Origin of the sequence: Bifidobacterium sp. MSTE12, from assembly GCF_000513015.1 — a bacterium.
Classification (GTDB): domain Bacteria; phylum Actinomycetota; class Actinomycetes; order Actinomycetales; family Bifidobacteriaceae; genus Bifidobacterium; species Bifidobacterium dentium.
Genome location: NZ_AZYA01000034.1, coordinates 222,773 through 238,638 on the forward strand (window position 1 = coordinate 222,773; position 15,866 = coordinate 238,638).

8 protein-coding genes, 1 tRNA gene and 2 pseudogenes are annotated in these 15,866 nt (G+C 53.1%); 5 read left to right on the plus strand and 6 right to left on the minus strand.

What is annotated here, in order from left to right; genetic code table 11:
• Positions 1-6 precede the first annotated feature (6 nt).
• The 4 genes and pseudogenes from HMPREF1494_RS07575 (at position 7) to HMPREF1494_RS07585 (ending at position 4,511) form a co-directional block, all read left to right on the plus strand.
• Positions 7-1,029 (plus strand): ribose-phosphate diphosphokinase, encoded by a 1,023-nt coding sequence (locus HMPREF1494_RS07575; RefSeq protein ID WP_003839946.1) that lies wholly within the window; start codon positions 7-9, stop codon positions 1,027-1,029.
• Positions 1,030-1,945: 916 nt separating this feature from the next.
• Positions 1,946-2,146, plus strand: a pseudogene (locus HMPREF1494_RS11995) (DivIVA domain-containing protein); the annotation flags it as partial.
• A 273-nt stretch (positions 2,147-2,419) separates the two neighbouring features.
• The gene (locus tag HMPREF1494_RS11005) at positions 2,420-3,952 is read left to right on the plus strand and encodes a DUF4839 domain-containing protein (protein WP_231495375.1); all 1,533 of its coding nucleotides are present in this window, start codon (positions 2,420-2,422) and stop codon (positions 3,950-3,952) included.
• 301 nt (positions 3,953-4,253) lie between these two features.
• Entirely contained in the window at positions 4,254-4,511 is a 258-nt protein-coding gene (locus HMPREF1494_RS07585; protein WP_155807178.1) for a hypothetical protein, read from the plus strand.
• A gap of 9 nt (positions 4,512-4,520) precedes the next feature.
• Here the strand turns inward: HMPREF1494_RS07585 and HMPREF1494_RS07590 are convergent, their stop codons facing one another.
• Positions 4,521-8,891, minus strand: a complete 4,371-nt coding sequence (locus HMPREF1494_RS07590; protein WP_231495376.1) for a Zn-binding domain-containing protein — start codon at positions 8,889-8,891, stop codon at positions 4,521-4,523.
• A gap of 30 nt (positions 8,892-8,921) precedes the next feature.
• Here HMPREF1494_RS07590 and HMPREF1494_RS11775 point away from each other — a divergent pair, with 30 nt between their 5' ends.
• Positions 8,922-9,332, plus strand: a complete 411-nt coding sequence (locus HMPREF1494_RS11775; RefSeq protein ID WP_231495377.1) for a hypothetical protein — start codon at positions 8,922-8,924, stop codon at positions 9,330-9,332.
• Here HMPREF1494_RS11775 and HMPREF1494_RS12000 read toward each other — a convergent pair.
• The 5 genes and pseudogenes from HMPREF1494_RS12000 to HMPREF1494_RS07610 form a co-directional block, all read right to left on the minus strand.
• A pseudogene (locus tag HMPREF1494_RS12000) lies at positions 9,294-9,764 on the minus strand (DEAD/DEAH box helicase); the annotation flags it as partial. The gene HMPREF1494_RS11775 and the pseudogene HMPREF1494_RS12000 overlap by 39 nt on opposite strands.
• A complete protein-coding gene (locus tag HMPREF1494_RS07595) occupies positions 9,749-10,741 on the minus strand; it encodes a hypothetical protein (RefSeq protein ID WP_034521672.1) in 993 nt (330 codons plus the stop codon). The gene HMPREF1494_RS07595 and the pseudogene HMPREF1494_RS12000, both read right to left, overlap by 16 nt.
• Positions 10,731-12,872, minus strand: a complete 2,142-nt coding sequence (locus tag HMPREF1494_RS07600; RefSeq protein WP_034521675.1) for a hypothetical protein — start codon at positions 12,870-12,872, stop codon at positions 10,731-10,733. Before HMPREF1494_RS07600 ends, HMPREF1494_RS07595 begins: the two co-directional genes overlap by 11 nt.
• Before the next feature lie 2 nt (positions 12,873-12,874).
• Positions 12,875-14,416 (minus strand): hypothetical protein, encoded by a 1,542-nt coding sequence (locus HMPREF1494_RS07605; RefSeq protein ID WP_034521678.1) that lies wholly within the window; start codon positions 14,414-14,416, stop codon positions 12,875-12,877.
• A 973-nt stretch (positions 14,417-15,389) separates the two neighbouring features.
• Positions 15,390-15,460, minus strand: a tRNA-Gln gene (locus HMPREF1494_RS07610).
• Between the last annotated feature and the right edge of the window lie 406 nt (positions 15,461-15,866).

Genomic DNA, 15,866 nt, shown 5'->3' on the forward strand with positions numbered 1-15,866 from the left:
GGAGACATGGTGAGCGCAATCCTCGAAGGAAAGCCGGATAAAAACCTTATCCTTGTCACAGGCAGGACGCATCCGAAGCTGGCGGCGGAAGTCGCGGAACAGCTCGGCATCGATGTTCTGGAAACCACGGCATATGATTTCGCCAATGGCGAGATGTACGTACGCTACACCGAATCCGTGCGTGGCGCGGATGTGTTCGTACTGCAAAGCCATTGCAACCCGATCAATCAGTCAATCATGGAACAGCTCATCATGATCGATGCCCTCAAGCGCGCTTCCGCACGTTCCATCACCGCGGTCTGCCCGCTGTTGGGCTACTCCAGGCAGGATAAGAAGCATCGCGGTCGCGAACCCATCTCCTGCCGTCTGATGTTCGACCTGCTGAAGACGGCTGGTGCCGACCGCATCATGAGCGTCGACCTGCATGCCGCCCAGTCGCAGGGTTTCTTCGACGGTCCGGTGGATCATCTCATCGCCATGCCGGTGCTGGTCGATTACATCCGCGACCGTTTCGCCAACCAGCTCGACAATGTCGCCGTGGTCTCCCCGGATGCCGGTCGCATCCGTGTGGCCGAACAGTGGGCTCAGCGTCTTGGCGGCGGCCCTCTGGCCTTCGTGCACAAGACCCGTGACATTACCCGTCCGAACCAGGCCGTCGCCAACCGTGTAGTCGGTGACGTCGAAGGCAAGGACTGCGTGCTTGTCGACGACCTGATCGACACCGCCGGCACCATCGCCGGCGCATGCAGCGTGCTCAAGGACGCCGGTGCCAAGTCGGTGACCGTCGTCGCCACGCATGGCGTGCTGTCCGGTCCGGCCATCGAACGTCTGAAGGGTAGCGGCGCCCGCGAGGTCGTGCTCACCGATACCGTGCCGATTCCGGAGGAGAAGCGTTGGGATGGCCTGACGGTCCTGTCCATCGCGCCGCTGCTGGCCAGCGCCATTCGCGCCGTGTTCGAGGACGGTTCGGTCGCCGAGCTGTTCGACACGTATCCGGAACACCACGGGCAGGGTTTCCTGTTCGCCTGATTCTTTGGGTTTTCGTTAGCGCATTTTGTGCTTATACGGGTTCCAACTTGTTTGGAACCCGTATTTTTGCTGGTCACGATTACCTTCGTGAGGATGTTGGCCATGGAACGTGATAAAGCGTATCCGGCGTGCGTGACCGGGAATAGGCTGTACGCTGTACTCCGAATCGACGGAGCCCATGCGGGACCACACAGGGATTCCGCTGCTCGATAGCCATGGACATATAAATCACGGACATATAACGCATTGAGAACCCGTTGGTCTCTTGATTGGAGGGAAATGTTCTGAATGTCACTGGGCTGCGAATGTGAGGTCGAAGACGTGCGGCGGCAAATGCTGCGAGACATGAGAATTCCTTCGGACGACAGTGCCGAAACCAGAATTATGATCATCCACGACGTCGAATGCTACAATACGAAAGCTCGTTAGGAAGGCGTGAGTAAAAACATGAAAATCCGTATCAGGGAATCGACAGAAGCAATCGCAATCCATGCGTTACCGCTGAGACATGGATGATGGCGGATGGGAAGCGAAGCGACTCCATGCGTAAAATTGGTCATGGCGTCGTCGTTGGCTGAACTGAAAATCAAACAGGAAGTAGCAGCGGACTCACCACCGCGGAAGGCGATCGTTTCGATAACGCGGTCATCGGCATGTGCAACGTCTGGCGGGTAGGAAGTACATTCCTGCCAAGTGTCCTGCCGTGGCCGGTCAAATACCTCAGGGAAATGGAAACGAAACCAGTCTCGCTGATCCACACCTCTAGGAATGGCGAACCACCCATGAGGGGAATGCACGGCAGGCAACATGGAATCGAATGGAGGGTAACGCCCGCAACACCTCAACTGAATTGCCTTTTTTCTTGCGATATTAGTATGTTGGTATTGTTTCCCAGCGAGAAGACGAGGATGTCGAAATGAGCTGCCCAGCCAGATTTATTACCGCTGAAGAACTTCAGTCCATCAAGCTCCCGGTGGCGAATTTCGCGGAAGGATACAGGACGGATGAAGTGGATGTATTCTTCCGGGAATGCGTCGAGACCCTGCGTAACGGATATGGACTGTCCGCCGATGACGTTGAACAGCACCCGTTCACCACCACGTATACGGGCGGGTATGCCGTGAATGATGTGGATCTGGTGCTCGATCGGATAGTTCAGACGCTGAGGAGCCGTCCGTCCGGAAGTCACGCCATGCCTATGGGCCAGCCCGAGGACCAATATGCCCAATATGCCCAACCGGTGCCGAGTCAGTATCCGGCGCAGCAGCAGTATCCATCCGTTCCGCGGTCTCTGGCCTCTGCATCATCCCAACCGGAACCGCGTCCGGCTTCGCAGCCGACGGTTTTAGGTGGTCTCCTCTCTAAAGCCAGGAAAAGCGCCGAAAAATTCGTGAAGGACAATGATCTGGAAGGGAAACTCGAAGCTGGCAGGACCAAGGCGAAGGAGGTGCTTTCCAAAGCCAAAAGCGAAGCAGACCGTATTGCGGCAGAAGATAGCCTCGAGGATAGGATCAATGTGATGCGCGAGCAGTCGGCCCGTGCATGGAACGGAATCCAATCCAATGAGACGGTGAGGAAGGCGACCGCACGCATGCAGGATGCCGCTCAGATTATCGGAGATTCCATCGATGAGGCACGTTCAGTGTATGAGGAAAGGAAACAGCTGCGCAAGTGGAATGCCGAGGAACACACCGCCCCACACGACCGGGCGGGAATCAAGGCTGAAGACGCGGAGCCGACCGCCACCGTGGAAATTGTTCTGGAGGAACAGGCCCCGACGGTCGCACTTCCTACGGTTCCGGGTGGAGCCGGCTCCGAACCGACGGACGTGATGGCGCCGATCGATGTCGCTTCGGCTGTGGAGCCCGACGGCGATGCGAACCTACCGGACGAGGCGGATGAAAACCCACTGGAACGACCGGATCCCACATACGATACGCTTGCGAAGTCCGATATGACACCTGCGTTGCGTTGGCCTTCCGACGAGAAACAGAACCAGTCCGGCGAACAATCCAGCCGGCACAAGAACGAAGGGAATGCGACGTCCGACGTTTTCGCGGCATTGCTGAAGGACAAGCGGGGACTCACAATTCTTATCGGCTGTGTGGCAGCGCTTCTCCTGCTCGTCGGCATCGCGTACTGTGCCAGCCAGCCATCCGGCGATTCGGGAAAGAATGATTCAGCACTGACTCCATCGTATTCAGGCACTCCTGACTCTGGAGATAAGGATGAGCTGTCCGCACCCTCGTTCACGACGATCGACACGAACGCGTTGAAGGGTCATTCTACGAAGGATGTGATGGAGGAACTCGACGGGGAAAATTTGGCTTATAATTTCGTGATTGACGGAGGCGACGGCAGCGACCAGACTTCAACGGTGAAGATGTACGTACGGAACGGCGAGGAATGGACCGTTACTAAGGCGAGGCAATCCACCACGGACGGCAAGGTCACGTTGACCGTCCGGAAGAATGAGACCACGTCGAAGGAGTCACAGCAGCAGGAATCCCAGCAGCAGCCCGACAGCGACGGCGTCATCACGACCGCCAACAATCCGGAGTTCGCGGCGTTGCTCGCGCTGAAAGATCCTGACGATTCATCCGTCGCCGTGTTCGCGGAGAAATACAAGGGCCGCACCATCGAATTCGATGGCAACATCGCAAACGTTATACCCAACGACGAGCATCCCCGCTTCTTGCTGGATTACACGTTGGTATATGGCGGCGATTACAACACGGACAGTGTCAGTGGGCCGAATTTCGGATTCGAGGGAATCACATGGAGCGATTTCCATGACGGTTCGGTCGGACTACCCGCTTTCGTCCATGAGGGACAGAACGTCCATATCAAGGCGACGGTAGACAAATACAACCCAGACAACGGTCTTTTCAAATTGGAACTTGTCGAAATGACCGCACGCTGAGAAGTCGGCGCTATGCGATACGTCCGCCACTTCTATGAGTTCGTATGCCGTCGAAACATCGGACAACATTTGTATTCCCTTGTCCGGTGATGACCAGCCTCCATCCTAGCGAGGAGTTCAGGCAAGTTACCGTGCACGCCGAAATTCTTTCCTCCCGGCTGGACGACGTCAGAGAGTAACGACGAACTTGAACGGTACCGTAGGGAGCAGTGAATCTGGACTCGCTATCCGACCTCATGGATAAGCTCTTCGACCCTGAATGGGCATACGACACGCGCTCTGCGCGAAGCACGGCGACCAAGTGGCGGAGAGCTTGGATGACGACGACGTCAATGAGATCCACCGCGACGCCGCGGAAGACTTTTCGGCCAACAGACGTCTCTCTGACATGATTTCTTTTGTTGCTGCGGAAGAGATTGACAAGTGGCTTCGTACATTCGTCGCCAGTCGCAGTCTCTCCGCCAATCCGACGATGGCCAGTGGCACCACCGTCTTTCTTGACGATTGCATCATGTTTGTCATGATGCAATCGTCAAGAAAGACGAGGAAAGAACGTTAATCTGAGGAATTAAAACAATGTGAGGTTCCCTGTCCGTTCTTTTGCAAGTGCATCAACGATTCCTGGGACGTTATGCTTTAGCTGATATTGCCAGCATTCATTCACCGCGGAAGCGGATGATTTGGGCTTCATATCCGGAAGACAGGTAAGAACTGTTTCCTTCCCGTCAAACATGAAGGTCATCTTGTCACCTTTGAACGAACACATGGACCGTGTATCATTCTGAATCACCTCTGCAAGGGCCGTGAAGGCAATCCGTGCGTCCTCGTCGGACACACGGCCCTTTACTGTTCCGCTCATTGCATAGTCAAGCAGATCGAGCGCTGCGTGACGGTCGAGCTGGTTATGGAATTGCTTGTTATAGTAGTGCTTCAGGCAGGAGAAACAAGCCTCTTCACAATCGCAGCCGTTGAGGATGCTTCTGGTCTTGTTGAAGAGTTTTTTGAGATTATGCCTCTTGGACAGAGCGGACGAATACCCAGCTCCACTGGAGAGGGAATCGAAAAGGAACACGTCGGCGAAGGCAGATTCGCCGCTTCCGTCAAGACGTGTGCGGCTGCCGACGCATAATTCGTTGAAATCGATGTCCAATAGATTAACGGCGGCAAGCCGCATCGCCTCGGCGAGCGATACGCGTGCCCGTTTAAGCCATTTGTTCGACTGGCTGACGCTCACCTCGTTCGGATTAAGATGGAGGGCGAATATGATCATGTCCGTGTTGAACACGTCTCCGATATATAGCCCGGAACTGTTAGCGAAGTCATGTGCGCAGTCGGGCTGCCGGTTCTGCGGAGTCTTCGTGTAAGGTGCTTTGATACGTTTGGCGATTCCTGCCGAATCCGTCGTCGGGAAGGCGGCTCCGCACCGGGAGCAGACCGTGAATCCTTCACCGTTCGGCCCTTTGTTGATCACCATGAGGGAACAGTCGTGTCTCTCACTGTACTCGACATGTGCGTAACCGGCATCCGTCATCTTCTCGGAAGGTGTCGCAGAGTAAAAGGGCGGTTCCGCAAAGGACAATTCGGAGCGCTCGCTCGCCGACGGGGACGGTCTTCCGTCCTTTGGAGAGAAGCCCCATGGCTTAAGGAACGGTTTGTGTTCCAGTCCGGGTTCTTTACAGAACGGGCAACGGCCGGGTTTACGTAGCTCCTTTTCGAATCCGAACCATCCACAAGTCGGGTTCGTGCAGAGGAACACTTCGTTGTGGTAATCCTTGTTATCGAAGTACTTCTTCGCTGGCTCGAATGAGGTACCCTGCCCTTTGGCGAATCTCGACGAATGCGCGTAGATTCCACCAGAAATGTACCTTTTTTTGTTCACGATGAGTTCTCGCCCTGGAGCATATTCGCTGATGGCCATATCGAGGGACCGTTCCGGCCGCTGCTCGAGCTTCTTGACCTCGGATGGATCTTCAATGTCGAATCCGGTGACGTTGCGGGGGAATGAGTACGTCGGGAGTATGGCCGCTTCGAGGAGACTATCCAAAAGGCTTTTGCAGTTTTTATTGTCGGTGGATAGGTAGTTCTCCCTGTATTCCCTGAAATCCTCTTTAAGGTCAGCCAGTTCTTTGGACAGGATGCGGCGGAATCTATCGGTGTCCAACTTCCAGTCCCGTGGAATCAGCTGTTGGTGGATGATGGTGCCAAAGTCATATGCTTTAAGGAAGGAATTCCATTTCTTCCAATACATTTCGAAGAAATCCTCGATGCTGATGTTTTCCATGGAGAAGTCTTGCTCGGCGCTGAAGTTGGTGAGCAGTATGGTTGCTAGATGCCGTCTGATTAGCTTCTCGTTGTCCACGTCAACGTGTGGCTCCCTCAATTCGCCGCGAACTATACTGTCCGGATGCTCGAAGTAATGGTTGTCGAACGGTCTGGCATCGACATATGTCACGATGGTGGATATCGACGAGCCGCGACGTCCCGCGCGTCCGGCCCTCTGCTGGTAGTTTTCACGCATCGGCGGAATGTTACGGAGTGCCACCGCTGTGAGGGAGCCGATATCGATGCCGACCTCCATTGTCGTCGTGCAGGAAAGGACGTCCACGGGATCCTCGTCGTCGAACGTGTAGATGTCCTGGAACCGCATCTCATATTCCTCGGTGGTGGACCAGCTTTCGTTCTGTCCATCCTTATGAGACAGCTGAGCTGTATGCTCCTCGGTATTGATCCTCGCGCGCAGGGAATCATCATCACCTTGAAGAATCCTCACTATCGGATCTCGCCAGAAGGCGACGGAACTGAAATCCGTAAGCTCCCGCATATTGCCTTGCCGGCAATGAGGGCATTTCCCCCACAAATCATACGGGGCGTTCTTGCCACACCGGTCGCAGGCTTTCCACCGCGCATCTGGTTCGATTCTCAGCGTGACGCTACGCGGATTCAGGTACTTGTACCGGACATATTTTGCTGATGTTCCGAGGAAATGGTCCAGTGCGTTCTCAAGATGTGCCATTTCATCCGCATTGAAACGTTTCTTCAGAAACTCGTACAGCGATCGTTTCCCCTGAGTCTGCCCTTTGAAGATGTTGTCGTGGTCTACCCCATATTCCGCGGAGAAAGGCATTGCCCTGTCACGAGTGGACCATTCGATGTTTGGGTTCAAAGCAGCGTTGTGAATGAGCAAATACTCGCTCCATGCATAGAAAACCGACTTGAATTCGTCCTCGGAAATTCCCATCTCATCGAGATCATCATGGATATCGCACATGTCGTCATCAAACGGCTCGATCCATCCGACTGTCATATCACTGAGAGAACGATAGCGATCACAGATGAGTGACAAAAGAAGGTAATGGTATTCCTGCGGTGCGCCTTCGTCACCTTCACCTAGGAATTTGGCGAAACGTCGAGGGTCTTCGAATTTTCTCTGACTCTTCTCGATTTTCTCCATAATGGCTGTGCGATCGGCACCGTAAAAAATATGCGACCCATGTTCCGATACGGTTTTCAGGAACATCGGATAGATTGCACTGACCGTTGCGTCATTGCTGTGCTGTCGGTATAGGTCGTATGCCGCCCGGCACAGTAGTTTGCGCATCAAGTCTTTGTCGGAGGATTCGGTCAGGTCGAGCGCTATCCTGGCGGCGGTCTGCCTGCTGTCGGAGAAGAGGATCACCTTTTTTCCGGCGTTTGGGTTCCTCCGCAGTTTCTCCGGGTCGTTTGAGGGTTCTTGCAGCGAAAACTGTTCGGCGACGACGTTGTAGAAAGGCTCGTTGCCTTTGGTCGTGAAGTCGCTGACTGAAAGACGGCCATTGCATTTCGGACAGGTGATGAACTGCATCTTTTTGCCGTCCATGTCTTTGGGTTGGTCGAAGGAGAATGCCACGTGCGAGAAATGGGCTTGTCCGTGATGGTCGTCACGGTATATCTTGCCGGATATCGTGTTGAGCCATCCTGTTTTGACGTCGTCCGGGCGGGAGTCCTCCGCTATTGGCATGACGATGAGTTCTTTGATTTCGCTGTTTCCTGCCGGTTCTTCGTTCCAGAAGAAGAAATCATCCTCTTTGGGATTGGCATAGCCTTTAAGGAACAATGCTCCGCAGGTGCGGTCAGTGGCCAATTCGTAGGTCTTTGCGCCGCAGGAGCAGCGTCCGGCCGAGCCGTTAATAAGCGTTTTGCCGAGGGAAAGACCATCCTTTTCTTCCGCATGAGGACATTTAGGGTCGGCGCAGACCATGAACGATTGGATTCCCCTGATGAACAGATGCATGCGTGTCGGTAGGAGCGGCCGTCCTCCGTCCAAGGCCAATGCGGCGAGATTCAACAGGATATCGGTCGCTCTGACGGCTTCAGAATCGTCTTTGAAGATTTCCTTCGCGGCCTCCTCCAATGTCAGTGTTTTTCGACGGAGAATCTCCTCCACCGCTCCGAACCGTTCTATTTTCTGGAGTTCTTCCCCGGCCCGCTCACGGATCGCCCGTTCAGCCATGTTGTCCGGTATTGGTTGGCCGATTCCCGACAGGAACCGCCTCATACGCATCATCGACGTGTTCGAATCATCACCGGTTCCGACGGCGGCCACTATGTCCTTCGCGGAAAGAATCCGGGACCCGTGGACGACCTTCTGCTCCTTACCCGTGATGATGCGCAGGTTCGAGGCTGGTCTGCCTGCCATGTCCTCGAAGAAGCGTTCAACCGGCTCGTGGTCCTCTGGAATGGAAGCGGAAGTCATGATGAACTGGAACCGATCCATTCCGACTCCGAGTCTTGCCGCGAGACGTTTCAGAAGTAGTGCGACCTCGCCTCCGGCGGCACCTTTGTACATGTGTGCCTCGTCGAGTACGAGTAGAATCCGTTCTTTCGGATTCCGTTCCAGCCATTTCGCGGTGTTCTCCCAGATACCGTTTTCCGTGGCCCGGATGAGCATGTACTGCAGCATGGAATAGTTGGTCACGAGGATATCCGGCGTATGTCGCTGCATCTCAAAACGCATCAGCATCTCCGCGTCCAGGGGACTCCACCCGTCTTCGCCCTCCGTGACTATATCGGCATAGGAGAGGATGTCTTTCTTCTCCGGGAAACGGCCCGTTTCCGACAGATGAAACCTGTCCTCCTCGCCAAGCTCGCCGAAATCATGCCGCAACGTTTCGGCGTATTCCTTGTCACGTCGCGTGCTCCTTGTATCGCCGGCATAAGGGGTCCTGCCGGTATACATGCCGAACTGGGGGCGCCGCGCGTTTCCGACGACGCCCTCCCATATGTCAAGGAAACTGCCTTGCTTGTCGCCGATCATCCTGCGCAGACGACCGACCTGGTCGGACACGAGCGCGTTCATCGGATACAGGACCAGTGCTCTGACCGCATGGCTTTCCTCCCATGAGGACCGTCTATCGGTCAATCCCATGGCCTCTCCCGCCATTTTGGATACGAGCGGCCACATAAAGCACTCCGTCTTTCCGGAACCTGTTCCTGTGGAGACCAAGACGTCGCAACCGTTCCAGAACGACTCGAGGGATTCGACCTGATGGCTGTATGGTTTGGCGAACACTCCCTTGTCCTTTTCCGCCATACTCTGAAGAAAAGTCTTGATTCGTTCCGGAACCGCAGCGTTTCCGATACCTCCATCGGCAAGCTGATAGGCTTTCGTGGCTTCCAGATACGGTTTCTGAAACAGCGTTCCAGGAGCAGCGAGTGTTTTCTCGCATCTGGAGAGGAGCTCGGGCGTTTTGCCGAAGTATTCGGTCTCGATGTATTTGACGAGTCTGTTCGAAATGGCTTTCTCGGTATCGGCGATACTCAGTTGGACTGGCATATTCGGTTGCTCCTCACTTTGATTCCGCAGGATTCAAGCATATCCACAGCAGTTTCTAACAGTTCGTTGCGGATTATCCGCATGTTTTCGTCGTCGGGGGCTTTTTCAGGCCAGGTCATGAAATCCAGCCATCTGGATATTTCCGTTGGAAGCATGCCAAAAGGTGTCTTGATCCTGGTGTGGGATTCTCCCAGCGGTTCCAGCTCCGCCCAGTAAGGATTCCCCGCGACGCTCCTTAGATGGGTGTACAGCGGCTTCCACTGGGAGCCGTCGATGATTCTCGCCTCGATGTCGCCTCGTCGGTCGCGTAGCAGAAAATACGTGCTGCGCCTATAGGCTTCCTCTCTTCTTCCGATTCCAATCCCATTCAATAGGATGGGATTCGCCGCCCAACAGTCCCTGACGTTTTGTCGGAACGGGTCGGCGTATTCGTAGACCCGTTCGTCCGTGCAGGATGACCAGACATGGTACTCCCGCGGTAGATTCCACCATGCTGGGTTGCGTTCAACCTGTGGTTTCCCATGTTCACGTGCTGAAAGCATCATTCCCGAAATCGGCAGAGACATGACGTTACCTGTCATGTCGTAGACGCCCAGGAGTGCTTTCAAGTCATCGCTGATTTGAATCGTATGGCGGGAAGGACACCTGTACGTTCCGCCGCTGTTTTCAGAGATGATGTCTCCGACCATGATGAGCTTGTCGTAAAGGAGTTTGGAGGCCGGCGGGTCCCCGAACCATTGCTCAATGAACGGATATATGAGGGAGATTCGCCTGAGCCAAAGGTTCAGCCTTCTCGAGATAGTGCCAGGCCGGCATCCGTCAGCCCCCATTCGTCCGTCATCCAGACAAAAGGCTTCGATCCAGAACCGTGATGCGGAATAAACCGTTCTAATGCCAAATGATTCGTCCGTCTCATTCAGGTATCGCCTGACGCCAAGGTCCGTAGCCATAATGCTGAGCAGATTGTCATACTTCATTGGCTGCATCCCTGTCGATTCTCCGCAGGAGCCGTTCAGCCCTGTTCCGGTCATCCAAAGAGTCGGCGACCATCATCATTCCCTCCGGTCCGGCGAAGGCGTATGTCAGAATGAGCTGATGGTCGGCTGTCCACCTGCTGAATTCGTCCATGGCCTTCTTCTCCTTCCGCCGCGTCTCTTCTCCAGTCTCATTACTGCCATGTCGGACCATTTTGCGGAATGCCTTGAGTATCTTACAAGGCAGTATAAGGGTATTGCCTGGAACGGTCTTGTTGAGCGTTTCAGGCAATGACCGTAAATCGTCCACCTTGAACTCGACATACTCGATGTTCGCCAGCTTGCTTGGCGCATAGTAATTCTCTATCTCATAGGATGGATCCCGAGCAAAATCATTTGAACACACATAGAAAATTTGTCCCCATAGCTCTGGCGCGAGAAGTTTGAGATTACCATGCGCGCCAATGGGCAGGATGAAGACTTTTTTTGTTCTCGCCCGAAGCAGCGAGAACAAAAATGTCTCGTTCATAGTGTCGAAAACATTATCCATAACCAGAACGGAACAATCGGCCTCATCCAGCTTCTCCAACGTTGTATCTATATCGCTCCAATCGGATGGCACTGGAAAATGGTAGGCGGGTTTGCCGCTCAAGGTGAACGCCAATGAGTTTGCGATGTCATTACAGAAGGCCGAATCCACCGCAAGGAACCTCGTCGCGGCCAACGTCGCTAGTAGTCCAGCTGCCAATCCTTCGATATCATTCCCACCAAGCGCAAAAATGGATCCATCGAGATTATCTTCGAGAATCATGGAGAGTTCCTCATCGTCGATAGTCTTTTTACGTGACATATCGGCCAAGGGTTGGGGAGACGGAAGCGTGGGGAAGGAACTACCGCCGGATGGAATAGCTCTAGCAAGGCTCCGCAATCCCAACTTCAAGGCGATATTGTCCTCCATCTCCTTCAGTACTTCGTTCTGACGCTGGTTTGCCTCCTTTATTTTTCCTTCAAGGGCGGAAAGCGTCGTGCTTAGCTCTTCACGTTGAGCCTCGTCTTCTTTTTTGAGCTGGTCCAGAATGGACAGCTCATTGTTCCCCTGTTGAACCCGCTGTTCAACATCTCGGAATGTCTTATTTCTCTCCTCTATCTCCTTGTCCTTGCCTGCAAGGACCGTGTTGAGACATTGTCGATGAAAATCCTTGTCCGTCGCCAGTACACGGGTGATGATTCGATTCATCAAATCATCATCGGCGTGCATCAACCTTTGTATTGCATGGGCATATAGTTTTTCGTCATAGGTGTCAAAAGGTTTTCCCGAATAATCCTCCAGCGAGATTGGTGAACTGATAGTCTCCTTGAACAAGGTTCCGATTCTTTGGCGATCTTCCTTGGAGTAATCAAAACTGGACTGGTCACAATACCATTTCAGGTAATCATCGGCGTAGTCCTCAAAAGGCCTGATTGGCACACTGCCTTTGGGACTTGGAAGGACAGCCTTGGAGTAGAGCATTCTTACGGTCTCTTCCCCAAACTGCCTGGGCATTTCCTGCACATCATTCTCGTTGATAAGGAAACAAAGTGCTGTGAACTTCCCGTCGTGCATGTATTTTTGCAGTTTCGCTTTTCCATCGTGGAATTCAAGTTTGCTGCTTTGAAGTAGGGCCGCTTCCAGCATGTTCCTCCTGCAGCGCTTGTATGCAATGAGGATTCGTTCTGTAGGTCGACCTTGGTATTCGAATCCGATGGAAAGCATTTCAGATAGTTTGGCATCATTCCCAGTCAGGTAGATTACCTCGATGAGATCTCGCGGATTGGTATCGTATGATGGATACTTAGAATCAAAAGGATCGACTATGGTCGGCCTATCCGGTCTTGCGGAATTCGGCTTCCATCTCAGACGTACGAAATCACCAGCAAAACGTTTACTGTTGCTGGTGATGCTTCGCGAGTATAAGGTTCTCGGATCATCCGGATTATCTTTATCGATCCAGCGGTTAAGATTCAGCCATATGAAAGGGTTCTCCTGAGATTGGGAATCGCAGTCGGCAAGACGAAGATAGTTGTTGACCGTGCCATCGTGGTTATACCGGACCATGCAAATCGATTCCCTTGCATATTCCTGTCCCCAAAACATTTTCATTCTCCTCTTCTCGCTCGGACTACCGTTTCGCTTCTCGACGTATTCGTCTTTCCAACCTTGATTCCAGTACGTTTCATTGCGATTGACGTGCCAAGATTTGTCTTTCGCAACAGCAACCTCGTATCGGTTTTGGCGGTTGATCGTGCGGCAGACTCTTCTGCCTTGCCGACATCATTAAAACGCAACAGGAACGTCTTTGGGAAAGCTCCTTTCGCGGCTCTGATTAGAACCAAGTCTTTCCGCCGCGCCGGGAGCGTTCTCTCGCTTTTAAACAGACTTTCACTCCAGATTTTTCCCGTCCTTGACCGTATCTCTACGTCCACGGGGAATGAGCCGGTAAGAATCGGCTTGTCACCCGATGTCAAACTCACGGATGACTCGTCGTATCCCGATGTCGCGAATGCCGACCAGTCGATTCTGTCTCGGATTATTGTCCGCCATGTGTGGAATTCATCTGGCCGGGATACCAGAAAACCGGTATCCAATTCGTAAATATACTCGTTCTTGCCCGTTCCGATATATCCGAACGGGGATATGTAGTCGTCTCCCAGCCCATAGGTCGCCGCAGGGTGCATGATCCGAACCATCCCAGCGTCTTCGGGACGAGCGTTCCCCTCCGGCTCATGGTATATGACAGGTGTGCTTTCGAACAGTGGCTGATCCATTCCGTTGGAAGTGAGGGACGGAGGCCAAAGCAGGTCAACCGTTTTCTCCTCATCGGTAAGACGGCAGCCGAAAGAGGCAAACATATTCGCAGCATCGTCTCTTTTGGAGGATGACGTGGAGACAGAAACCAGCCAAACGGTAAAACGGTTGTTGGCCGCGAGACTTCCTATCTTTTTCGCGGTATCGAAGGATTTCACGACTGACTGGGTCAGTTTCGGCTCTCCCGAATCAAGGACAAGGCAATAGTGCCGTCCTGCGTATACGTCGTTTCCGTGCCGAATCCTGACTCCGATATGAACAGCATGATCCGTTGGGATGCCGTCGTAGTTGCTGGTGAATACCATGCCGGTTCTGCAGTCTTCGACTGTCCCGATTCTGCTGAGTATGGATTCGGAAGCTGTTACCGTTACCACCTTGCTGAGTTCCAGCGTTAACAGTTTCCGGATGGGGGCCTTCAGGGATTCCGCCGCCATTTGCCATAGCGAATACGCTCGTCCATTGACCGACATATAAGCTTCTACGGTTTTCCTCAGATCATCACGCAATCTTTGTCCGATTCCGCACAGGCCTGCTTTCAGTACGTAACGATTCGCGGATCCGCCTTCTCGTTCGAGGAAGATGGGAATGACCGGATTTCGCGCAAGGAGACTTTCGGATCCGCTACCGCTGACATATTCATCGCAGAACTTCGCAAGATCATCATTCCGATGATGTTTGAAATACGTTCTGACCTTCTTGGAGTCCAAGGCGGCAAGGTCGACTGGACGATCACAATAGGGACATTTGAAACGCGCTCCCCAAGGAACATGTTTTTTGCTTCTGTCATCGATTTCATGTGCGAAGACGATTATCTCTCTACTATCTTTCATCATTTTCGCACAATCCATAGCTCAACCTCCGATGTCGGAGACAGATATTGATTATCCGTCGCCTATGACTTTTCCTATTCTACGAAGTGGAGAAAGTGCATGAGCCGATTTAGAAGGGTGTGTTACTGTCCGTTGCTGATTGGTTGGCGTTGGAAATGCTCTTGTTGGAGGATAATGAACTGGCTTATTATGCCCTAGGAATTATGATATGCTTTATTCCCAATTTAAGGTTACGTCGTAATGGGAAACTTGCCGTTTCAGTAAATGGTTTTGACTTTGACTGTGTTTGTGACTGAGGGTGAGGTTCTGGAACGAAAGGCGTTTTGATAAATATCAAATGGAATGATTGATGCCGGTATCTCTTATATATAAAGAATTAAAGTGTTCCCATATACGTAAGGTATAACTATATAATTATCTATTTTCAGAACGGGAAAAGGGAGTCATGCACTACGCGACCGGTGCATACAAGAATGCGTGTTCCTCCGCTACGGAGTCCCCCAGATTTTAGCGGCGTAAATCTCGGGCGATTCTCCAATGGTGCGTATTGTTCCGCACGCCCAGAAGAGTCTGGATGAGCAGACTCGAGGTAAGGGTTGGTCAGTCAGACGCGGCATCCACGACGATGGCACGCCCGATGACGGTTCGGACGACGATAACACCAAAAAGACCAGCCCGAAGAAGCTGCCCAAAGTGCTTACATGTTGCCTCAAATACATGAGACGTGCCGACAAAGAACTGCCGGAGACCCTGGAAGAGGCGGGGGAGAAGAGTCAACTGCCGTTCTCACCGTGCAGTCCGAAGAGACAGGCCGTCTCAGACTGGGCGCGACAACGGCGAACGGGAATCATGTCCGGAAGATTGAGTCACTTTGATGCCGATTACCCACCATGCGTTTAAGAAAATCAATTCTTCGAGATGACAATTGTCGGAGAACTCGGGCCCTCCGACTTTTCCGAGAGGACCCGTTTCCATGCTCCCCCACCTGGACTCGAACCAAGACAAAGGGTTCCAAAGACCCGTGTGCTGCCATTACACCATGGGGGAACGGCAAAAATCCTAAAAGTTTTTCACCGAGTATTCATTATGCCATATGTCTCCAACACAGCGTGTCGAAAGTGTCACGCATCTGAAAACATGCGATGCCAAACTATGCGAAATGCTTATTCGTCAAGCCCGTACGATGAATAACAGTTCCTGGAATGCTGCTCGAACGGGGCTGTATTCTTCATCTGTGCTCCGTTCGATCTGTTCCCTATATGTTGTTGCGGAGACAAGATGGTTATCCGCATGGGAGAAGGATCCGAAACGCTTACCCCTTACACACTGCTGCATATTGGAGTCGCTGTGTGCGGAGAATCTGGCAGCGGGGGAGTCTCCGAGACTACCGCCGCGCCGAACGCCGCGTTGCCAGCCCGTTGCCCTGTCCGGCCCCAACGGTTATAATCCTCGA